We start from the raw sequence: 21,702 nt of genomic DNA on the forward strand, positions 1-21,702 counted from the left end.
TCTATGAAAATCATGATCCGCCGTTCTCCGGATACGGGTCTGTCGATCTACGTACCAAAAAAAGACCTCGAGGAGCCAATCATAGCCTCAGAGTACGAAACCCTTTGGGGCGGCTGGATCAAGGTAGCTAACGGCTGGGTGCTCGATCTGCCCGAGATGGCGAGCGACACGCGATTACCGATTACAATCGACGCGAAGAAGCGGGACGAAAACGGCGGCGATCCGTGAAGGACTCACGCAAATCACTTTGCTGATGCGGATGCAGAGGTCACTGTCGTGGGCCCGGCGCTGGGCCTTCGGACTGCGAGCATTGCACCTATGTCGTTCGGGCATCAGGGAATTATGCAGACGCGATGGACTGAAGGCCGGCCAGGCGCGTCAGCCTGCCTTTGCGCTGGCAAGTTGGCGAGATCCCGCCGTCTCTGGGGAACGAATGGCTCTCGTCGTAGCATATTGAGATCAGCAGAACTACTCCACGACGGCGTTGATGATACAAGGTTTGCTTGGCCATCGGGCAGAAGGGATCGCACTATCATCTTTGGCCCTCATTTCTGCCTGTCAGCGTAGGGCGCGTCGTAGCGGTATTGGCCTTACAAGTCCGAGGCGGCCGGTTCGGATCCGCTTGTTGTGAGAGCGGCAACGCGTGAACCCCATTTAGCTGGAGTCAGGTCGGGCGATCGCAGCGCGAGAATGAAAGCACAAGCATGGAGCTCTGGGTGAGACTGCGACCCATCTGTCGCTTTGATAACAAGCTCATCATTGCTGTTCCTGCAAGCGCGAGTGCGAGCTACGCTAACTCGATAGACCGCGACCTTAATTACTTAATTCTTGCTATGGCATGCAAGTTGCTACCTGGGTTCCTGAGGCTCGCTCGAGGATGATCTTGGGAGGGCGATGATGGTGGGGAAAATAAAATGATCGCGGTCGACGGACGCGGAAAATATGTCGGAGCTGCAATGAACAGCAGCGAGAGGACGCGATCCGCCACCGAGCACGGGGGCTGCAGCGCTTCTGCTAAGACTGGACAGGCGAGCTGCGGCTCCGCAACCGGCCAAGGCGGGCTCCCGACCAAAATTTGGGAAAAGGTCAAAAACCATCCCTGCTATAGCGAGGATGCGCACCATTACTTCGCTCGCATGCATGTCGCGGTTGCGCCTGCCTGCAACATCCAGTGCAATTACTGCAACCGAAAATACGACTGCGCCAATGAATCGCGCCCGGGCGTGGTGAGCGAGAAACTCACCCCTGAGCAGGCGGCAAAAAAAGTGATCGCAGTCGCGACGGCAATTCCGCAGATGACAGTGCTTGGCATTGCTGGTCCCGGCGACGCCCTGGCCAATCCCGCAAAGACGTTCAAAACGTTCGAGCTGGTCACCAAGGCTGCTCCCGACATAAAGCTGTGTCTGTCAACCAACGGACTCGCGCTGGCAGACTATGTTGACACCATCGCGAAGGCCAAAATCGACCACGTCACCATCACCATCAACATGATCGATCCGGAAATCGGAGCCAAGATTTATCCTTGGATCTTCTTCAACCACAAGCGATATACCGGCGTCGAGGCGGCAAGGATACTCACTCATCGTCAGCTGAAAGGCCTCGAGATGCTTACCGATCGGGGCATCTTGTGCAAGATCAACTCAGTGATGATCCCCAACATCAACGATGACCACCTAGTCGAGGTCAACAAGGCGGTCACCTCACGCGGTGCCTTCCTCCACAATATCATGCCGCTGATCTCCGCGCCCGAGCACGGCACCGCGTTTGGCCTCAAAGGTCAGCGCGGGCCGACGGCACAAGAACTGAAGGCACTGCAAGATGCTTGCGAAGGGCAGATAAGCATGATGCGGCATTGCCGTCAGTGCCGCGCCGATGCGGTCGGTCTACTCGGCGAGGATCGCAGCGCAGAGTTCAGTACGGATCAGGTGATGAAAATGGACGTCCGTTATGACTTGGAGAAGCGCGAGGCGTATCAAAAGAGAATAGAGGATGAGCGAGTTGCCAAATTCGCGGTCGGCCAACAGGAGCTGATCGAAACCTATGGAAACATGAGCGCCATAACCGTTCTAGTGGCTGTCGCAACCAAAGGCTCTGGGTTGATCAACGAGCACTTTGGACATGCCAAGGAATTCCTGGTGTACGAGCTTTCCACATCCGGCGCCAAGTTCATCGGTCCGCGTCGTGTGCAGGGGTACTGTCAGGGCGGGTATGGTGAGGAAGATAGGCTATCCTCCATCATGCGCGACATTAGGGACTGCCATGCTGTCTTCGTGGCTAAGATTGGCGGCTGTCCGAAAAACAATCTGATAGAGGCGGGCATTGAGCCGGTGGATCAATTCGCCCATGAGTTCATTGAGAAATCGATGATCGCGTGGTTCAGAGCCTATCTAGGCAAGGTAAAGCGCGGTGAGATCCACCACATGCACCGCGGAGAGCACGCGTATCGTTTGGTAGATAGCATCTCTACGGCCTAAGGAGGAATATGTGCCATTCAAAATCGTAGCCTCGCAGTGCACGGGCTGCTCAGCTTGCGAACCTCTATGCCCGAACATTGCTATCTCTGAGAAGGGCGGGAGCTTTGCTATTGAAGGGGCCAGATGCACCGAGTGCGTTGGCCATTTTGATGAGCCGCAATGTGTCGCTGCCTGCCCGGTCGACAATACCTGCGTGGTTGACAGATCCTTGCCTCGCTACCAACCGCCAGTTTAAAGCGTGAAGCTGAGCGGTGCCCCAAAGCGTTGGCATGAGGAGTGGCAGATGAGCAGAATTCCTCGGGACAGCGACATCGTCGAGCTAAGCGGCCCGCCAGTCTTCAGCTTTGGCCAAAAGCTTCGAGCCAATCGCGTCATCCGAAATGATGGCACCTATCGCGGGAGGGAGGTCGGCGAGGTCTTAGTAAAAAGGGGGGAGATCGGTTACGTCGTCTCGATCGGAACATTCTTGCAGCAATTCTATATCTACGGCGTGGAGTTCTTGGAGAGTGGCCACCGCGTTGGCATGAAACGCAACGAACTAGAGACAATGGATGCCTACGAGGAGGTCGATGATTTGCCATTACCGGAGGAGTCATGACTCAGCAGAAACTTCCGAAAGATCGGCGAGGCGCGCGGACCCAAGCCGCAGTCGACCTTGTCCAAGACTGCTCATTGGCAAAACGGAACACTGGAGTTTCGCTCCCCGTCGGAGCAACGCGCAAGACCATCATCGCCGTTCTCAATAACGAAGCTCACGAGCCAATCTATGTTGTTCGATTCTGTTCAGGCGTCTCATTGGGTGTCTTGAAGAGGAAAACACGGTGCTTTGAAAGGAGGCCTTCGCGATGAATGGCGAGCTGATGAGGAAAGTGAAGGCGGGGCCGGTGTCTCACCCCAACGAGCTTGATCGCAAGCGCATCGAACGCGGCTTGTGCGAGCGCAAGCGTTATCTCTATGTCTCACCAAGCGTGAGGCTGGTGAGGGGTGGCTATCTCATCGAGAGCCCTTGTTGCTCGCGCAACATCGACAAGGATGGCGCTCTCGTCGATGTAGCTCTCATTCTTTATGATGCCGTGAGCGGCATCTGGAAGCTGTTTCGCAAGAATCACGCGGTCGGAATCTGGGAGATTTACAGCCTTTACGATCGCTTGACTCCTGCTATCGAGGAATTGAGCGCGGATCCAGAGCGCCTGTTCTGGCAGTGAGGGACAACCGTCCTCGAGGCATAGAGAGCGACGATGGCACTCACCACGGAGGAACTGATCGAAATGGAGCGACTGCTTTCTGCCGATGGAGCCGAGGTCGGGAAATTGTCTGAGCTGCGCCGCCGCTTTCCGCAGCTTGCTTTTGTGCGGTGTGATGCGTCGGACTTGTCAGATGTGCCGTTTCGGCAGGCTCCTCGCTTCGATCTTCATCTGCTCGATGGATCGAATCACTGCGCGCAGATAACGGGCGAACCAACGCGAGCGAGTGGGATCGTATTGGCCAAAAGGAAAGATACGAGGTGAGTACCGGGCCCGCAAGCTTTTCGATGAAGTCCTAGAGTGGCGTCGAATGGCCGAGCAGCATTCCGAGCGCATCTGCAGCTTCCGGTGCCCGAAATCACCTTCAACTCCGGCCGTCACGCGGCCAATTCCTGGATTGGATCAGATGTGCGATCGCGTCATGGCACGCCCATTTCGTACCGGTCCCATGAACAAGTGGCTCGAGTTCATCGTTTAGAGCGGGATGCATCGACAGACCTCGCGATCGAGCAAGAGTCTCGTCCCTAAGATACGGAAGCACGGGGAGTTCATTGTGATCATTGTAGGGTTTATCAGGGGGAGGTGGCAAGCTCATGAGTAATGTGTACCAGCGTCGCCAACCTTGAAGTACGCGCCAACACCTCCGCAATCAAACACATTAAAAGGGAGATTGTCGGTGTCCGGATCGTGATCGTAAGTGACCAAAAGCAGGGACCGATATGGACTCACAAGAAATCATAATCCACCTCCGCTTCGCCCCGAACGGGAGGGTGATACAGATCAACGAGCGTCCAGCAAAGCTCAGTCCTAACCAATGGTTTGATGTCCTAAACACCCGTGACGCCTCGGCTTATCGGCCGCTGTCTCGTGGCCGCGGGGTGTTTCGGTTGAGCCGGACTGCCGTCGATGATTTCAAGCAGCAAACCGAGGGGCTTGGATGAGAAAACCGAGGCCCGGCGACTTGATGAGCCGATCTGTCGGACCGATGCCACCAGTCTAGGTGAGAGGAAGGGCTTTTAGCACGTCTCGGATCGCTCATAGGAGCGATGAGCGCCGGCAATGGCAGCGCTAAATTGTGAAGAATGTGCGGGACGCCTCTGGTGTTAGGCTTCCCTTGGAGCAGATCGACCATTAGTGGGTGATGCGGGTGATTGCAATGATGGACGAACAGGTTGGTCGCAATCAGGACTTCGAACGGGAATGTATCGCTCGCTCATCATGCGCGAAGAGAATGACTATAGCGCCTGATGGCTCTCAGCGGCTTTCGCAAGCGAGAGCGAGAACCAGTAACATATACCGGCCAACGGTCGTTCAATCATTAGGCATTGTGGGCCGCCATCGCTTCAGCTGAAGTTGAGTAGCAGAGGATAGTCGCGTGAGCTCAGAAACTGAAATTGCTCCTCCCCAGATCTACAGGCATCATGTCTTTGCGTGCAACACGCAACGTCCGCCAAGCCATTCCCACGGCAGTTGTGGTGCCTCGGGGGCGCAAGCGTTGTGGGATCGAATGAGCAAAGCGATCGAAGCGCAACGATTAAACGATATCGGTTTCGCGACGGCGGGGTGCCTCGGCTTTTGTAACTCTGGTCCCTTGCTGGTTGTCTATCCTGACGGAGTCTGGTATCGCGCGAGCACGCCTGAGGACGTCGACGAGATCGTCATCTCGCACCTCAAGCAGGGCAAACGTGTCGATCGACTTGTCATGGTGCTCAAGCGAAGCTAAGGGCGTGGCTTGGCGGCGTCGCTTGCCGGTCTCGGCAAGCATGGACGGCTTGCTCGACCATGAGCCTGCCGTTGGGAGCCGCTGGTCTGAGCTAGCCTGGCACTTCGCGCTTACTATGCCGTTTACCTATAAGCTTGGCGGCGTCATATGACTGCTGACTACGTCCGCTTCGCTCCAATTGCGAGCGAGAGCGAGCGGCGGCGTGATATGTCGCGATGGCCCACAGCCGACGTTCTGATAGCGCGTTCGTATCGAGGTCGCTCAGATCATGCCGAGCCACCGCCAGTACGTCGATGCGCAAATCGCATAGACGATGCAGGCGAGTAGGCTGACCGGGACACCTACCTTTGGGAAGTCGAGGACCGTCAAGCGGCCCGTGCCGTAGACCATGATATTCGGCAGCGTGTTGTAGAACATCAGTACCGGGTAACCGCCAATGATCATGCCGGCCGGCAGGACGAGCACACGAGGATCCACCTGAGCGGTCTCCGCGAGAGCCAACACGATCGGAATGATGCCTGTCGCCATCGCAGTTGTCCCGACGAAGAGCACATGGAGCAGCTGCAGGACGATCATGACAATAAGCAGCATAGTGACCCGGCCTGCCCCGCCCAGACCGAGTCCATGAAAAATCTCCACTGCAAGCCAGTCCGCAGCCCCGGTCTTGATCAGCAGATCGCCGAGCGTGATGCCGCCTCCGGATACGAGGATGACTTGCCAAGATATCTGTCGGTTGGCATCGGCCCAGTCGATCACGCCGAGTTTCGGCAGGAACAGCAAACCGGCACCGGTCAGGCAGATGACGGTCGTGTCGAGTTTCGACCATCCCTGGGTCACCCACCCGACTACGACTAGAACGAAGATCACAAGGGTTCGCCATTCCGCGGGGGTGGTGCGGCCCATCTCGGAAAGCCGCTTTGCGATAGCATCGCCGGCCAGAGGCGCGTCATGTCGTTCTTCGGTCCCGACGACCACTTGAACGACGAACAACGTCAGGAAGGTCATGATCAGCGCCGGCGGAAAGCCGTAGATCAGCCAGTCGACGTAGGTCACTGGCCGTTCCGCCTCGGCAAGAAAATCGGCGGTCACCGGATTTGGTAGCGTCGCGGTCAGGATTCCGGCGCTGATCGTCGCATTCGTGTAGGCAAGCGTCAGGAGGAGACTCACGACGAATCGGATGCGGCCTTCGCCTTCGATCACAGAGGCGATGCCAAGACACACCGGGAGCAGCACGGCAGTTCGTGCGGTTGAGGACGGGATCAGGAAGGCAAGCACGATATTGGCGATCGTTACTCCGAGAGTAGTACGGGTCGTTGTCCCGCCGGCGACCTTGAGAATTCCGTATGTAATCCGCTCGGCGAGCCGCGTCTTGACCATCGCTGCGGCGAGAATGAATGCGCCGAGGATGAGATAGACGGATGACGAGGAGAATCCACTCAAGGAACTCGCCGGCGTCGCAATGCCCAGAAGAACGGCCGCTGGCGCGATGACCAGGCTGGTGATCGCGAGCGGGATGGCTTCCGTGAGATAGAGAATGAACACCGCCGAGAACAGAACGAGCGCGCGATGACCCAACGGCGAGAGCCCCTCGGGCGCGCCAGCCGTCCAGACGGCAAGGCCTATGCCCACCGCGAGCGGAATACCCACCCCGCGCCGTATCGCGTCGAACGAGGCATGATCCGTCAAATCAAAGCGCTCTTTGCGCGTCGCAGATGACAACCGTCTCATTGTATGGCCGCAGAATAGAACCCACGAAAGCTACAACGTAGACCGCGAACAGACGCCACCGTTCTAACGTCAACCCGGCAGGCATCGCGGAGAGCAACACGATGCCCGGCGCGAGAATGCAGGCCAGGAGCCGCCATTGGCCGAGCGCTTTCTTGAGCAAATTTAACTTTAGAACGGCCTGTAGCGCGATATCAATGGACGACATTTAATGATCCCTAGCGTATTTGGCGACTGCGCTTCTTTTGGAGCCTCGTTCATGATCGTTAGGCCGGGCTGAAGTCGCGTGGTGGCTTCCCTGTGTAAGAATAGGGGACGCCTGGAGGCATCGGCCCCTTGATACGACCGCCCTGCTGCTTCTGTTCCCAGGCATGCGCGAGAATGCCCACCGAGCGCGACAAGATGAAAAGTCCTCGCCCGAGTGCCGGCGCGAAACCGAGTTCGGAGTAGATGACGGCGGTGGACCCGTCGATGTTCATCGGGACCTTGCGGCCCTTTCCCTTTTCGAGATGGGCTTCTACCGCACGGCCGATGTCGGCAAACTTGCCGGAAATCACGCCGCGCTCATGAGCGGCATCGACCAGAGACAGCAGCTTCGGTGAGCGAGGGTCGATCGGGTGAAAGCGATGGCCAAAACCGGGCAAGACTTTCCCGTGTGTTCCGACGGAGGCTGCCATGCCGGCCTGCGTCGCCGCTACAAGCGGCGTACCTTCACTCATCCGTCGCGCGATGTCGGCGTACAGCTCCATGCATTGTTGACCGGCGCCTCCATGAACGTCGTCGAGCAAATTGATGGCCGACGCCATTGCTCCGTTGAGCGGCAAGCCGCAGGTGATGGACATCCGGCCGACCGCGATCGAAGGCGCCTGCGGTCCGTGATCGACCGCAGCCACAAGGGCTGCTTCAAGCAGAGCGGCATGATCGGGCGACGGGAGGTCGCCGCGCAACAGAAGCCATATCATCTGTGGAAAGCTGATCGAGCCAATCATCTGCTCGATCGGAAAGCCACGAAAGCGGATGACGCCCGGCTTCATGTCGATAATGTCGGTCGACCACCATTTGGTTGCCGCGGTCAGGAGATCCGCGGGAGTGGATTCGGACATGGCCAGGATTCCTTTTCATGCGACGCGCACCACGCCCCGTTCGGCCATTTGATCGATCTGCGCGCGCGTGTAGCCGAGCCGTCCGAGCCATATCGCCGTGTCGGCGCCAAGTAACGGGGGAACGGACGGTTCGGGAAAGCCTTCGTCCAGAAGGAAGCCTGGGCGCGTCACCTGTAGCTGTCGCCCTTCGGTCGGTTCGAGAGGCAGCCGCTCGACGAACCGGCGTTCGACCAGCTGCGGCTGCTGCAGTGCGTCCTGGACCGAGAGCACGCACCCGGCCGGAACGCCGGCGGCGTTGAAAACCTCCTCCCATTCCTCGGCGGATTTCGACTTGAGCGCCTTGTTGATCTCGTCCCTCAGGGCTGCGCGATGCAGCTTGCGCGTGTGGCGTTCACCGAACCGTTCCTCACTCAGCAGATTGGGTCTTCCGATCAGTTCGCACAGCTTCTCGAATTGCTTCTGTTCGTTGGCAGAAATGTTGAGCGGACCGGTCTTCGTCTTGAACGTGCCGGATGGGGCCGCCGTGAAATTCTCGTTTCCCATTGGCTCGGGGAGCATGCCGGCGTTGAGGTGGTTAGAGACCACCCAGCCCATTGCCGCCAGAGTCGATTCCAAGAGTGACACATCGATGAACCGGCCGCGGCCGGTCAAACGCTGAGCGACCAGCGCCGCCGAGATTGCGAAGGCTGCCGTGATACCGGCCATGGTGTCGGAGATCGGAAAGCCGGTGCGCAACGGCGCCGATCGGTGATCGCCGGTTACGCTCATCGCGCCCGAGAGACCTTGCACGATCTGGTCGTAGGCGGGCCGGTTTGCCCAAGGGCCTTCCTGACCGAAGCCGGATATGGCGCAGTAGATCAGCCCGGGGTTGCGCTTCGCGAGGACCGCATAGCCTAGGCCGAGCCGCTCCAAGACTTTGGGTCGGAAGTTCTCGAGCAGCACGTCGGCCTGGTCGACAAGTCGAAGGAATGCATCCCGACCCTCCGGCGATTTCAAGTCGATCGCGATCGATTGTTTACAGGCATTCACCGCAACAAAGGACAGGCCGAACAGGCGCTGTGCCATCGCCGGATCTGCCCCGAGACGACGAGCCAGATCGCCGCCCTTCGGATTTTCGATCTTGATCACTTCGGCGCCGATCCGGGCCAAGTTGTAGCCACAGAAGGGTCCGGCGAGCACGTTGGACAGATCGAGGACGCGTACGCCGTGAAGCGGCAAACTCATGGCGATCTCCCTAAGGCAATCTACCCTACGCGGAACGTGAACGACCGGTAGCAACTGCCATTGTCGGTCATGACGCGGGTGGCGGTGACGCCGAGGCTTTTGTGGTAGGCAGCCACGGCTGCTTTGAGAAGCCAACGGCACTGTCGGTCGGCTTGTCCGGCTTGATCTCGGAGAACGCGAGGCGGGAGTGGTCGTCAATGCAGACGTGCACGAAATCCAAGCCAGCGCCGCGGCTCTTCTTCGGATCACTCGGATCACCGGTGATCCGGTGGCCGACCCGCCGGAAACGCCCGAGCTTTTTTGATGTCGATGTGAATGATCCCGCTGGGGTTCTCGCGCTCATAGCGGCGCTCCGGCTCGAGCGACCTCCAAATGCGTATCCGGTTCAACCCCAGGCGGCGTAGGACGCGGCTGACGGTAGCCGGCGAGATCTCGACCCCGGCTGCAATCTGCTTGCCCGTTTGGCGCTGCCGGCGCAAGGCCTCGATGGCGGTGCACGTGGCTGCGGGGGTTGGCTGGCGATGAATGAAGTCGCGACGTGCGATCGAGCAAGCCATCCACACCTTCTGCGCGGAAGCGCTTGGTCCATTTGGCGACGGTCTTCGGCATCCTGTTGAAAAGGTCAGCCGCGCCGGCCTGGCTCAACCCATTCCAGACTACGCTTCGCATCATCGCCTCTCGACCTTTGGGCGTCAAAGGCGCATTCTTATGGACGTTCATCTGGTCTCTTCTTGGAACACTGAAGCTTCGCAACCTCAGCTTTCTTGGTTGAGACCAGATGAACAACCTCCTGACAGACCACATCCTAGTACGCCGAAACTTCCGTGTCGCGTACCGAATGTCTATTTGGATAACAAGGAAATTGCGCCCTTGCAGCGTGCGACAAGGCAAACATCTCATATGCGGTATCGATCTATCTGTTGTCGGTTACCTACGCGCGGCGCGATCCCTTAATGGGAAGCGCGAACGATGCTACGAACCGTTCTCTCTCTCTCTCTCTCTCTCTCTCCCGTTCGCGAGCGAGCTGAGGCGTTGACGCGTCAGCCGGTCTCCAACCACGCTGCGGTAACGAGGAGGAGACGCGCTCGACGAGCTTGCTGCGTTCCGAGTTGATCAAACGAAGTCCTCTTTCTGGCCCATTCTGGCGTCAGAACTTGTAAGCGACGCCGCCGCTGACGAGCCATGGATCGATATTGGCGCGTCCGCTAACGGCAACCGCATTGTTCACAGTTGCGGAGTACTCCGGCCGCAGCCACAGCTTTTTCACGTTGGCGCCACAGGAACATTAACCGAACTTCCTCCGGTATCCGGCAAAACGCCGAGCGCGCGCAGGCGGATCATCCACGGGTTGGAGGGTTCGATTGGAGGCGCTTTATAGTAGACCGGATTCGACCCCAAATCCGCACCGCGGACCGAGTTGCTGGCCAACGAGGTCGCTAGCGCGAGGGTCGATGCCGTGGCCAGAACTGTTCTTGCTCTCATCGAATTCTCAATTCCAAGAGTCGCGCGAGAAACCGCGCAAGGTCGCTGTTGCGCATACGGAAGACTGAAGAGTTGATATTGTGAAAAAAACTTCGCAATTCGTCCGCTTGCCATGGCTTCTTCAAGACGTCTCGAATGACCATTGCGCGGCGCTCCTGCATCCGCGAGCCGCTTCGAACTGTCTGCCGGCCAGCTCCGATATCGGCGTGCCGAGTGTCACAATGCATTTGCGAGAATCCCTGCTGGTTGGGATGATTGGAGCGCCTCCGGCATATTCACTCTTCTCGAATTGCTGGCGTTGCGAGAGGATCAGCAAGTTCCGTTCCATAACTGCAGACGTCGAAATGGTCCGACCCCCACCATTTCTTGCGCGTTGATGCTTGCAGTTTTTTGTTCGTTGTCTGACAGCGACGCAGATACTCTGTCAGATCCAAAACGCTCAACGAACACGCAAACTGCTGGCTGCATTTTGCAGTGCAATCATAAACTTAAGGTACGTAGTCGAGTGTTGGCACAGCCATTGCTACCAAGGGGCAGCAACACTGAGTGAGGGCTGAGTGCACGCCGACGCGCAAAGCGAGCGATGCGCTCCTTCCCTTGATCCCGTGTGCCCGCGCTTTTGTGAGAGAAACAAGCTCGCACAAGAAACGCGCAACTTTTGGCAAATCGGTTAATGGAGAACAACATGTCTTCACTAAGACAAATCGCGTTCTACGGGAAAGGTGGCATCGGGAAGTCCACCACTTCGCAGAACACGCTGGCGGCGTTGGCCGAGATGGGGCAGAAAATTCTGATTGTGGGCTGCGATCCGAAGGCGGACTCGACCCGGCTGATTCTGCACGCCAAGGCGCAAGATACGATTTTGAGCCTTGCGGCCAGCGCCGGCAGCGTGGAGGATCTAGAACTCGAAGACGTAATGAAGGTCGGCTACCGGGACATTCGTTGCGTGGAGTCCGGCGGTCCTGAGCCAGGTGTCGGCTGTGCGGGTCGCGGCGTCATCACCTCGATCAATTTTCTGGAAGAGAACGGCGCCTACGAGAACATTGACTATGTCTCATACGACGTGCTTGGCGACGTCGTATGCGGCGGCTTTGCCATGCCGATCCGCGAGAATAAGGCGCAGGAAATTTACATTGTGATGTCCGGTGAAATGATGGCGATGTATGCCGCAAACAATATCTCGAAGGGCATCCTAAAGTACGCCAACTCTGGAGGGGTGCGGCTGGGGGGACTGATCTGTAACGAGCGGCAGACCGACAAGGAACTGGAATTGGCAGAAGCGCTGGCCAAAAAGCTGGGCACTCAGTTGATCTACTTCGTGCCGCGTGACAACGTGGTGCAGCATGCAGAGCTACGCCGTATGACGGTTCTTGAATATGCACCCGATTCCAAGCAGGCCGATCACTACCGGAAGCTCGCTCATAAGGTTCATAACAATGGCGGTAAAGGTATCATCCCGACCCCGATCTCCATGGATGAGCTGGAGGACATGCTGATGGAGCACGGCATTATGAAGCCGGTGGATGAATCGATCATCGGGAAGACCGCCGCCGAGCTCGCAGCCTCGTAAAGGTCGCGAGTCGCGGCCTTGTAAGGGCGCGCGACAGATGCCGGTCTCCTCACCGTCCCCTCCCGGGAGACCGGCATACTGACGATCGACCGTCGCCAAACTCAATGCGCGCCCATGCAGACCTCGCGATTGTGAAAACTCACAAGATTATGTCCGACCCGCACGTCGCTTCGTTCATGGCTGTAGGCCCTGCTGCTTGCATCAGCCAGCTGCACGTGGGAGTTGCCGCCTACCGTTTGCTCACCGGTGAGGCTCCTGCGGATGCTAATATCGCTACAGACGCTAACCTCGATCGCCATGTCCTGGCGTCCATCCTGGCGGCTGCCGCTATGGACGGTGGCTCCCTTCTTGAGAAGGTTGGCCTCTCCGGCGTTGAACTGGCGGCCCTGCTGGAGAAGTACTTCCCCTCAACCACGATCAATGCTGCGCAGCAGGCCTCGCCCTCCGAGGGCGCGGATCACGAGGAGATCGCAATGCTTCGCGATCTTTTACTCAAGGAGCGCTCGACGCAAGGGGACATCGGACGATGGCTGGCTGCAATGATCGCACGTCGCGCCATGGAGTCGGACCATTTGTGGGAAGCTCTCGGCTTGCGCAATCGTGGCGAACTCGTTCTCGTGCTGAGCCGTCATTTCGGGCCGCTCGCCGCGCGCAACGTCAATAATATGCGGTGGAAGCGTTTTTTCTACCGCATGCTTTGCGAGAACGATGGCGTTGTGATGTGTACGACACCCGTGTGCGACCAATGCAACGAATTCAACGTCTGCTTCGGTGAAGAAAGCGGCGAGAGCCGGATGGCCGAGCGGCGGCGCGATTTGCAAGAGCCTGCTCGGTAGGTTGTGGTCGGCGACCCCTCATCTGAACAGTCGAAACGGTCGGAAGTTGCATCGTCATCCGAGAAGGCCACGCCGGATCTGTAGGCAGCGCGGGGAGGAGCCTAGTTATGACGTTTGGCTGCAGGCGCATGGCCATGCGTCCAAGGCGGCAGCGTGAGGACTGGCGATCGGAACACGATACGCGCCGTGAAGCCTGGCGCGAACCGCGCATCGGCGAGGCGGCCGGGAACACAGGGCTTAATGAACTCGCGGTGACATTCGACCAGAGTTACCGGAGGCCCGCGTCATGCTCCCGAAGTTCAGGAGCGCGCCCAAGCGCTAGCCAGCCACACCGCATGTGCGACGGTCATGAGCACTGCGGAGTCGGCGAGTGCGTATTTGCGCAGGGATCCGGCGGTCATTCCATTCCAAAGTCCAGCACACCTATCTCGCTTGATCATTGTTTGCTTGAGCGCGACCCAGAGGTAATCGGAAGGAGATTGCTTGATGATCAACTCGTCCCCGGCAGCCGGTATCCTGGATCGGCTCGGCAAGGCTTGTGCGGCAGAGGAGTTTTTTTCGCTACTTGGCGTCGAATACGATCCTAAGATCGTCAATGTCGCGCGCCTTCATATACTAAGGCGAATGGGACAATACTTCGCCCAAGAGCAATTCGCTGATGCATCAGAGGCGGAAATAAGAGCGCGGTGCAAGGCGATGCTGGAGCAAGCCTATGCCGATTTCGTAGCTTCTTCGCCGATCGAGCAGCGGGTATTCAAAGTGTTAAAGGATGCTGTCGCAGATCCTAAGAAGATTGGGGCCTTTGTTCCTTTGAGCGAGTTGAAGTAATGAGCACTCCACTGTAAGCCAACTGCGCCCCACGGACGCCGAGGCACTTCGTTCGCGTGGGCGTTCTCTTCATCGGCGCAAGTCTCTGCGGCCCGAGCGGTGTTTGTTGTATTCCTGACCTTGTCTGGATTGTCGTGCCAACGATATCAGGGGCTGTATGAAGTGCCGCGCAAGCGATTACGTCTCTGCTGACGTTCTATCGTCTTTGCGACTGGTACGACACTTGCTTTTGTTGTGCCGATCGGATCATCGATGCGACCGACGGTAGCGTCCTTGATGAGTTCGACGGAGGACCTATGATGCTGCTTTTAGTGCCTGCCGTGCCGCCCCGCGCCATCACGTCGAGGCTTATGATTCCGTCAGGTACGTTCGCAGTAGACTTAGGCGCGGCCGCAGTCTCGCAGCGGCGGTGAGACGGTGGTCAATGAACAAGTGTCCCCTTCGCGCTACTCCTGCAACGGGTATGACAGTGGCATTTGCATCAAATCAGCCTTCGATTCCGATCAGAGTTGTCTCCATCTCATGGCGGAAAGAAACCACGCCACTAAGAGCGGGAGCACCGACCCGTGCGGATTGCTGCTAAAGGCCCAGCATGGCTTGCGTGGCAGACGCGTTGCCAGGATCGCCCTCGTTGCGGTCGCCAGTGTGGAGCCGTTGCAATTACTCCGCAGCAAACGGTGTCGCGGGTTCGGATCCGAAAGCGATCGGTCAAGATCATTGTGCCGCCCTAGCCAGCCGCGGTCGTGCTCGTCAAACCGGCGTGCAATGGCTCGGTTTGCAATAACCCTCCAATCCGCCTGAACGGGCGCGTCTGTCGCGACGACATGTTGTTGTGTGACCCGGTCCGAGTACGCAGGGAAAATGCTCTTCAGTTTACGAAAGCGAGAAAGCAACCGTGGCGCGGGGGCGCCTATTGTTGAAAGGAATTTCGATATGAGCAACGTCAGCAAAACGGGCATGCCAGCGGGGGCCGGCCGCGCAGCAGCAAAAAAGGAACTGCCGGAGCACTTCAAGTCGTACAAACACGTCTGGGTTTTCGTCGAGCTGGAGCGTGGCCAGGTGCATCCAGTTTCCTGGGAGCTCATGGGTGCGGGGCGCACCCTTGCTGACAGGTTAAAGGTGAATCTTGCCGCCGTCGTACTCGGTCCGGAGGGGCAGCACACACGTAATGCCGCGCTTGAAGCGTTCTGTTATGGCGCCGATCTGGCCTATCTCGTAAGCGACAATGTTTTGTCGGACTATCGTAACGAATCCTATACAAAGGCAGTAGCCGAACTCGTCAACACCTACAAGCCTGAGATCCTGCTCTTGGGTGCGACGACGCTTGGTCGCGATCTCGCAGGTTCCGTTGCGACGACCCTGTCTACGGGGCTGACTGCCGACTGCACCGCGCTGGACGTCGATGCAGATGGTTCGCTTGCGGCGACGCGTCCGACCTTCGGCGGCTCGCTGCTCTGCACAATCTATACCTTGAATTATCGTCCGCAGATGGCCACCGTCCGGCCGCGAGTCATGCCGATGCCTGAGCGCGTTTCACGCGATGCCGCTCATATCATCGTTCATCCGCTCGGCCTTATGGAAGAAGATATTGTCACAAAAGTACTGTCGTTCCTAACCGACCGCGATGCGGAATCGTCCAATCTGGCCTATGCCGATGTAGTGGTTGCGGGTGGCTTAGGACTTGGATCGCCCGAGAACTTTCGTTTCGTTCGCGAACTCGCAGCTCTTCTTGGCGCTGAATATGGCTGCTCGCGTCCTCTTGTGCAAAAGGGCTGGCTTACGTCTGACCGGCAAATTGGCCAGACAGGCAAAACCATCCGCCCGAAGCTCTATATTGCCGCGGGCATCTCGGGAGCGATCCAGCACCGGGTTGGCGTCGAGGGCGCGGATCTGATCGTTGCTGTCAACACTGACAGGAACGCTCCGATCTTCGACTTTGCTCATCTCGCGATCGTCAGTGATGCAATACAATTGCTGCCCGCGCTGACTGCCGCGTTCCGCGCGCGGCTTTTGCCGGAGTCGCACGCCCGGATCGCGGTTTAGAGGAGATAATGATGATTGAAGAGAGATTCGATGCAATCGTGGTCGGAGCCGGTATGGCCGGCAACGCAGCGGCATTGACGATGGCCAAACGGGGCATGAAGGTGCTGCAGCTCGAGCGGGGAGAATATCCTGGCTCGAAGAATGTGCAGGGCGCAATACTGTATGCCGATATGATGGAAGAGCTAGTCCCAGAGTTTCGCGAGGAGGCGCCGCTCGAACGTCACCTGATTGAACAGCGGTTCTGGATGATGGACGATCGCTCCCATGTCGGCATGCACTACCGTTCGGAAGACTTCAACGAGGAGCGGCCGAACCGCTACACGATTATACGCGCCCAGTTCGACAAATGGTTGTCTTCCAAAGTTCGGGAGGCTGGCGCGATCGTGCTGTGCGAAACCACCGTCACAGAGCTCGCGCAAGACGACCGTAAAAGGATCATCGGTGTCCGTACAGACCGCCGAGACGGCGAAATACATGCCGACGTCGTCGTCCTGGCGGAAGGGGTCAATGGCCTGCTCGGCACGCGTGCAGGTCTGCGTGCGCGCCCGACCCCCGATAACGTGGCGCTTGCGGTGAAGGAAATGCACTTTTTACCTCGCGAGACCATCGAGGCACGCTTTAATCTCAAGGGCGATGAAGGCGTCGTGATCGAGGCGGCTGGTACTATTTCCCGCGGCATGACCGGAATGGGATTCATCTACACCAACAAGGAGTGCATTTCGCTCGGCATCGGTTGTCTCGTCGCCGACTTCCAGCGCACGGGCCAAACGCCGTACGGTCTACTCGAACAATTCAAGAGGCATCCGTCGGTGGCGCCTTTGATAGCAGGGTCCGAAGTGAAGGAATATGCCGCTCATCTCATTCCCGAAGGCGGTTACAAGTCAATTCCACAGCTCTATGGAGAAGGCTGGGTCGTGGTGGGCGATGCAGCCCAACTCAACAATGCCATTCACCGAGAGGGCTCCAATCTCGCGTTGACCTCCGGTCGTATCGCTGCCGAAGCGATAGGTCTAGTAAAATCGCGCGGCGCATCGATGAGCGCAACAAATCTGTCAATCTATAAGAAGATGCTAGATGAATCCTTCGTCATCAAGGATTTGAAGAAGTACAAGGATATGCCGCCCCTAATGCACACCCACTCCCAAAATTTCTTTCTTACCTATCCGCAGCTCATCTCGAAGGCAATGCAGAACTTTCTGCGCGTCGATGGTACGCCAAAGATGGAGAAGGAGAGGGCAAGCCTAAAATCCTTTGTCAAGGCGCGGTCGTGGTCGGGTCTGGTCGGCGATGCTTGGCGCTTTGCCCGCGCCTGGCGCTAACCGCAACTGGAGAAGTTCAACAATGGAAGACCAAACATGAATTGCGATACCCCAGTGCGTGTCGAAGACAAGCTGTATTACAATCGTTATCTCGTCGACGTCGGACACCCCCACGTCAAGGTCCGTCCGCACACGACGCCGTCCCCGCAGTTACTTGCACTTCTGAAAGTCTGCCCCGCGAGATGTTACGAGCTCAACGACAACGGACAGGTCGAGATAGCTGTTGACGGCTGCATCGAGTGCGGTACCTGTCGTGTGATCGCCGAGCCGACCGGCGACATCCAATGGAGCCATCCGCGCGGGGGATATGGCGTGTTGTTCAAGTTTGGGTGATGGTAGACGATGGCCGAGCGACTGGGGCTAGGCGACAGGAACTCGTCCTTTCCGAGCCGCATTCGTCGCTCGCAGGCCGGCCGGAATTCGACGACGACGTTATTCCCTAGACGGCTAGGCTGCCGAAGTGGCCGCAAAGGGCTCGATGTGGTGCCACTCAGCGGCACCCAAGCTCCGTTGATCGGAATGTGGCGTAAAGATCAGCCCCTCGCCTAAGGGCGCACAGGCTCAGGAGTTTCGATTGCGATTGCCACTATTTGGGTGATCGCAGCAAAGCGCACGCCCGTGTGTATCGCTTCGGATTCGGCACTCGCGGCTCTCAATGTCTTCCTCATGGGCATCAATGCAGGCACCGCAACCGTTTATGACGGAGACGGCAAGCGACGATAGCTCGAAATCGGCTTGGTCACGCCGGGATTGCCGGTCACATCCATATGTATCCGTAACGGCATCGTCTTGTATTCCGGACGCGGAAACGAGGTGAGCGAAGCGGTAGTGGACGTTGTTCATCCCCTCCACTGGGACTGTGGGTAAGCGCTAAGTGGGAACCCTTGCTTCGGGACTGGGATAGCTGTGCGAAGAAGCCTCCGGCTGGGACGGAGGCTTGGGATGGGATTGGACAGCAAAAAGGACGTCCATTTGGACGGCTCATCGGCGGGGTCGGTGAGCCGGCTGGAGGTTCTGGAAGGGCCGTCAGGACGTCGTGTGCGGTCGGAAGCTGAGAGAGCTCGGATCGCCGCCGAGAGTCTGTTGCCGGGCGCCCAGGTATCCGAGGTGGCGCGCAAGCACGGAGCGACGCGCTGGCAGGTCTACGATTGGCGACGGCGGCTTCGACAACGAGGTATGTTGCCGCTGTGCGAGGCGTCTCCACCAACGTTTGCGCCTCTGGTTTTGGAAGATGCGTTGGAGCAGCGTCAGCCTCCGGCGGTCAAGCTTGAGATCGCGATCGGCGATGTCGTGCTGCGGACGGACACAGCCATAGATGCTGACCAGCTATGCCGGGTGATCCGTGCGGTGCGAGCGTCACGATGATCGCGGCCGGTACTGATCTGAAGATTTACGTTGCCACGCGGCCGATCGACTTCCGCTGTGGCCACGACGGGCTTGCGGCGAAGGTGCAGGAGATGCTTCGTCTCGATCCGTTCAGCGGCGCAGCCTTGGTATTCCGATCGAAACGAGCGGACCGGATCAAGATTTTGGTCTGGGATCGAACGGGCCTGGTGTTGGTGCACAAACGCCTCGAAGGTTGCAAGTTCGTTTGGCCAACGATCGCGGACGGCGTGATGCGAATGTCGCCGGCGATGTTTGCGGCCTTGTTCGAAGGGCTGGATTGGAGATTGGTCCGCCCGGAAGAAGCACGGCGCCCGCAGGTCGCGGGATAACTGCGGCAGAATGACTCGGCAGCTATTTTGATCGTGGCACGCGCGGCGGCGATGTGCTCGAAATAGCGCATGAGCATCGCGGCGCTGCGCGACGAAAACGAACGCCTGAAGGCGCTTCTGGCGCAAACGCAGGCGGCCTTGAGCGAGCATCAGGGGGCGCTGGCGGCGTCGGAGGAAGCGCGGCGTCGGCTAGAGGTCATTCTCGGCGAATTGCGGCGCGACAGGTTCGGCGCGAAATCCGAGAAGCTGCGGCCAGATCAGTATCACTTACCGTTGGAAGACGTGGAGATCGCGCAAGGCATCCTGGACGCGGCGCAGGAGAGAGCCGAGGCTGTGATCAAGGGCCGATCGCGGCGCGTGCCGGATCAAGGTTCTCATCGCAATCGCGGCTGCTTGCCTGCCCATTTGCCGCGCGTGGAACGGATCATCGAGCCTGCAAGCACGCACTGCCCGTGCGGTTGCGGCGCCATGACGAAGATCGGCGAGGACGTCAGCAAGCGCCTCGATGTGATCCCGGCGCAATGGCGCGTGCTGGTCACGCGCCGCCCGAAATACATCTGTAGCCGCTGCTCGGGCCCTGTCGCGCAGGCGCACGCACCGGAACACGTCGTGCCCGGCGGGCTGCCGACCGAAGCGGCTATCGCTCATGTGATCGTCTCCAAGGTAGCGACGACATGCAGCGTCAAGCAACTTTTAAGATTTCGCCGCCAATTTCGCGGTTGCAGGCGCAAAGCTCGTCCGTTTGCAGCGCGTCGAGAACGCGGAGCGTGTCCTTGGGACTCCGCCCGACACGAAGATTGTTCGCATAGACGTGCTGAATCGTGTTCTGGGGGTCCACAATAAAGGTGTAACGGTAAGCAACCCCTTCGGGTGATCGCACGCCAAGGCCGTCCACGAGCGTTCCCCTTGTGTCGGCAAACTGCCAGATTGGTAGTTTGTGCAAGTCGACATGTGAGCGCCGCCAAGCAAGCTTGCAGAACTCGTTATCAGTCGAACCACCCAGTACGACCGCATCGCGGTCAGCAAATTCCTTAGCAAGCCGGGCAAACTCAGCAATCTCCGTCGGACAGACGAAGGTAAAGTCCTTGGGATAGAAGAAGATGATTTTCCATTTTCCCGGAAAGCTCATTTCAGTCAGGGTCTCGAATGCACTCCGCCCTTCTTCTTCCTGCGCTTGAAAACCTGGCTTGACGCCCGTGATGTCGAATGACGGCAACTGACTTCCAATTCCGAGCATGCTGTCCTCATAAACTTGCGTTCTGTAGATCGTGAGTTCACCGTTGAAGCAATCCATATGCCATCCGTTCTCGCGAAAGGAATCAATCGGGTTTAGACCGGCATGCTCGCGCTGGGCGCGTCAATCAGCGCTCTTACGACGTAGCCAATCGCTTTCTTTGCTAAACCCAACAAGTCGTTGGTTGCGGACAGCGCGCTGACCGGTGAGAAACTCTAGCTTCGCGGCGAGCGCCTGAGATGTTCGCGTACAAGCGTTGATCTGCCGTTATAAGGCTTGCGTCAAAACCGCCAGATCTAGCGCCCCGCAGACGCTCGCTGACATTGTTCAACAGCAGATTTTCCGTCTTCAGCAGGCTGAGCGGCGTCAGTTCCGCTGAAACAGGTTAGCTAGATCCTCCACCTTTGTATTTGTCGTGGAGCTTCACTAAATAACAGAGCGCAAATGCGCTGAGTCCAAAAAAGGCTGCTAGGAATTCGACGACATGCAATGTCGCCGGCTTCAGGGTTCCCAGTGGATTGCCGCATAGATAATTGTCTATCCCAATTGGGATATTATTGGCGCCACTTAGTTGCGTTCGATAGCGCCAGCCTAAGACGGTGCGACATCGTGGGTTAATCAAGGATCCCTGGGCTTCAGTAGCTGATTTGACACTTGGGTTGGGAGCGATAGTCATGCCCTGCGCATTCTCGGATGCGAGCAGGGTCAAAGCTAAGTCCAGCAGGATGAATCGGATAAGTCTCATTTGGACCCCGCGAATCTACTCGACGTTTACGCGAGCAATTCGCGTGCCGTTTGTTGGAGTATCGGCGCCCCTCACTCGAACGACGCCTTAACGCTCTCGCCTGCAGCGTTCACCCGCCGCAACTCGCTGTAGGGCTTTAGACGCTCGCGTCGCCAACCGCACGTGTAAGACTACGCGATGAAAGTGAGGTTGATCTACCGCCGTTGTATTGGAGATGGAGCTTCCGCGGGTAGTGCTGCCCGTGTGCCGTGTAGACGCAGCTTGTCATCGATCGGGTCGATGGATGCCCTATGCACCTTGACCCCGCAATCGGCGAAGCGTCATCCGGGAAATTTGAGACTTTTGGAAACGAGAGCAGGCCGTCAAGCCTGGAGGCGTTGGAATTCATTGTACCGCACCCCAAGTGGGGCCACGTCTAAGAATATATTTACAATTGC

General features: G+C 58.0%; 21 protein-coding genes and 3 pseudogenes. 16 read left to right on the forward strand and 8 right to left on the reverse strand.

Features of this window, described 5'->3' with window-relative positions:
• Nucleotides 1–3 precede the first annotated feature (3 nt).
• From nifT to ACVW16_RS23380, 7 genes are all read left to right on the forward strand, one after another.
• Nucleotides 4–228, forward strand: coding sequence for a putative nitrogen fixation protein NifT (nifT, locus tag ACVW16_RS23350; RefSeq protein WP_456701445.1), 225 nt, complete (start codon nucleotides 4–6; stop codon nucleotides 226–228).
• Between the two features lie 728 nt (nucleotides 229–956).
• Nucleotides 957–2,474: a nitrogenase cofactor biosynthesis protein NifB gene (nifB, locus tag ACVW16_RS23355; RefSeq protein WP_456705157.1), complete on the forward strand. Its 1,518-nt coding sequence runs from the start codon at nucleotides 957–959 to the stop codon at nucleotides 2,472–2,474.
• A 10-nt stretch (nucleotides 2,475–2,484) separates the two neighbouring features.
• Nucleotides 2,485–2,709 carry a 4Fe-4S dicluster domain-containing protein gene (locus ACVW16_RS23360; protein ID WP_456701446.1) on the forward strand — a complete coding sequence of 75 codons (225 nt, stop codon included), beginning with the start codon at nucleotides 2,485–2,487 and terminating at the stop codon, nucleotides 2,707–2,709.
• 48 nt (nucleotides 2,710–2,757) lie between these two features.
• On the forward strand, nucleotides 2,758–3,072 hold the full coding sequence (locus ACVW16_RS23365; protein WP_456701447.1) for a nitrogen fixation protein NifZ: 315 nt from the start codon (nucleotides 2,758–2,760) through the stop codon (nucleotides 3,070–3,072).
• A gap of 247 nt (nucleotides 3,073–3,319) precedes the next feature.
• Nucleotides 3,320–3,679, forward strand: a complete 360-nt coding sequence (locus ACVW16_RS23370; RefSeq protein WP_456701448.1) for a DUF3024 domain-containing protein — start codon at nucleotides 3,320–3,322, stop codon at nucleotides 3,677–3,679.
• Nucleotides 3,680–3,712: 33 nt separating this feature from the next.
• Nucleotides 3,713–3,982: a hypothetical protein gene (locus ACVW16_RS23375; RefSeq protein WP_456701449.1), complete on the forward strand. Its 270-nt coding sequence runs from the start codon at nucleotides 3,713–3,715 to the stop codon at nucleotides 3,980–3,982.
• 1,111 nt (nucleotides 3,983–5,093) lie between these two features.
• Nucleotides 5,094–5,441 (forward strand): (2Fe-2S) ferredoxin domain-containing protein, encoded by a 348-nt coding sequence (locus tag ACVW16_RS23380; protein WP_456701450.1) that lies wholly within the window; start codon nucleotides 5,094–5,096, stop codon nucleotides 5,439–5,441.
• 261 nt (nucleotides 5,442–5,702) lie between these two features.
• On the opposite strand, the gene ACVW16_RS23385 is transcribed toward ACVW16_RS23380, so the two are convergent.
• From ACVW16_RS23385 to ACVW16_RS23410, 6 genes and pseudogenes are all read right to left on the reverse strand, one after another.
• Complete coding sequence (locus ACVW16_RS23385) at nucleotides 5,703–7,127, reverse strand: SLC13 family permease (RefSeq protein WP_456701451.1); 1,425 nt, start codon at nucleotides 7,125–7,127, stop codon at nucleotides 5,703–5,705.
• Between the two features lies 1 nt (nucleotide 7,128).
• Nucleotides 7,129–7,374 carry an anion permease gene (locus ACVW16_RS23390; RefSeq protein ID WP_456701452.1) on the reverse strand — a complete coding sequence of 82 codons (246 nt, stop codon included), beginning with the start codon at nucleotides 7,372–7,374 and terminating at the stop codon, nucleotides 7,129–7,131.
• 58 nt (nucleotides 7,375–7,432) lie between these two features.
• Nucleotides 7,433–8,269, reverse strand: coding sequence for a citryl-CoA lyase (locus tag ACVW16_RS23395; protein ID WP_456701453.1), 837 nt, complete (start codon nucleotides 8,267–8,269; stop codon nucleotides 7,433–7,435).
• Between the two features lie 15 nt (nucleotides 8,270–8,284).
• Complete coding sequence (locus tag ACVW16_RS23400) at nucleotides 8,285–9,628, reverse strand: CaiB/BaiF CoA transferase family protein (protein ID WP_456701454.1); 1,344 nt, start codon at nucleotides 9,626–9,628, stop codon at nucleotides 8,285–8,287.
• 119 nt (nucleotides 9,629–9,747) lie between these two features.
• Nucleotides 9,748–10,050 (reverse strand): hypothetical protein, encoded by a 303-nt coding sequence (locus ACVW16_RS23405; RefSeq protein ID WP_456705362.1) that lies wholly within the window; start codon nucleotides 10,048–10,050, stop codon nucleotides 9,748–9,750.
• 16 nt (nucleotides 10,051–10,066) lie between these two features.
• Nucleotides 10,067–10,393 (reverse strand): annotated as a pseudogene (locus ACVW16_RS23410) (hypothetical protein); the annotation flags it as partial.
• 1,267 nt (nucleotides 10,394–11,660) lie between these two features.
• Here ACVW16_RS23410 and nifH point away from each other — a divergent pair.
• From nifH to ACVW16_RS23440, 6 genes are all read left to right on the forward strand, one after another.
• A complete protein-coding gene (gene nifH / locus ACVW16_RS23415; RefSeq protein WP_092235830.1) occupies nucleotides 11,661–12,545 on the forward strand; it encodes a nitrogenase iron protein in 885 nt (294 codons plus the stop codon).
• A 104-nt stretch (nucleotides 12,546–12,649) separates the two neighbouring features.
• On the forward strand, nucleotides 12,650–13,381 hold the full coding sequence (locus tag ACVW16_RS23420) for a nitrogen fixation protein NifQ (RefSeq protein WP_456701455.1): 732 nt from the start codon (nucleotides 12,650–12,652) through the stop codon (nucleotides 13,379–13,381).
• Between the two features lie 486 nt (nucleotides 13,382–13,867).
• Nucleotides 13,868–14,209: a nitrogenase stabilizing/protective protein NifW gene (nifW, locus tag ACVW16_RS23425; protein ID WP_456701456.1), complete on the forward strand. Its 342-nt coding sequence runs from the start codon at nucleotides 13,868–13,870 to the stop codon at nucleotides 14,207–14,209.
• 933 nt (nucleotides 14,210–15,142) lie between these two features.
• Entirely contained in the window at nucleotides 15,143–16,252 is a 1,110-nt protein-coding gene (locus tag ACVW16_RS23430; RefSeq protein WP_456701457.1) for an electron transfer flavoprotein subunit alpha/FixB family protein, read from the forward strand.
• Nucleotides 16,253–16,263: 11 nt separating this feature from the next.
• Complete coding sequence (locus ACVW16_RS23435; protein WP_456701458.1) at nucleotides 16,264–17,571, forward strand: FAD-dependent oxidoreductase; 1,308 nt, start codon at nucleotides 16,264–16,266, stop codon at nucleotides 17,569–17,571.
• 36 nt (nucleotides 17,572–17,607) lie between these two features.
• Complete coding sequence (locus ACVW16_RS23440; RefSeq protein WP_456701459.1) at nucleotides 17,608–17,904, forward strand: ferredoxin family protein; 297 nt, start codon at nucleotides 17,608–17,610, stop codon at nucleotides 17,902–17,904.
• Between the two features lie 212 nt (nucleotides 17,905–18,116).
• Here ACVW16_RS23440 and ACVW16_RS23445 read toward each other — a convergent pair.
• Nucleotides 18,117–18,423, reverse strand: a pseudogene (locus ACVW16_RS23445) (carboxymuconolactone decarboxylase family protein); the annotation flags it as partial.
• A 90-nt stretch (nucleotides 18,424–18,513) separates the two neighbouring features.
• On the opposite strand from ACVW16_RS23445, the gene tnpA reads away from it, so the two are divergent.
• The 3 genes and pseudogenes from tnpA to ACVW16_RS23460 form a co-directional block, all read left to right on the forward strand.
• Nucleotides 18,514–18,936, forward strand: a complete 423-nt coding sequence (gene tnpA / locus ACVW16_RS23450; protein ID WP_456701460.1) for an IS66-like element accessory protein TnpA — start codon at nucleotides 18,514–18,516, stop codon at nucleotides 18,934–18,936.
• Nucleotides 18,933–19,286 (forward strand): IS66 family insertion sequence element accessory protein TnpB, encoded by a 354-nt coding sequence (tnpB, locus tag ACVW16_RS23455; protein WP_456701461.1) that lies wholly within the window; start codon nucleotides 18,933–18,935, stop codon nucleotides 19,284–19,286. Before tnpA ends, tnpB begins: the two co-directional genes overlap by 4 nt.
• A gap of 69 nt (nucleotides 19,287–19,355) precedes the next feature.
• A pseudogene (locus ACVW16_RS23460) lies at nucleotides 19,356–19,796 on the forward strand (IS66 family transposase); the annotation flags it as partial.
• Nucleotides 19,797–19,968: 172 nt separating this feature from the next.
• Here the strand turns inward: ACVW16_RS23460 and ACVW16_RS23465 are convergent.
• On the reverse strand, nucleotides 19,969–20,523 hold the full coding sequence (locus tag ACVW16_RS23465) for a peroxiredoxin (RefSeq protein WP_456705158.1): 555 nt from the start codon (nucleotides 20,521–20,523) through the stop codon (nucleotides 19,969–19,971).
• Nucleotides 20,524–21,702: the final 1,179 nt, after the last annotated feature.

The sequence above is a fragment of the Bradyrhizobium sp. USDA 4474 genome (genome assembly GCF_054057515.1).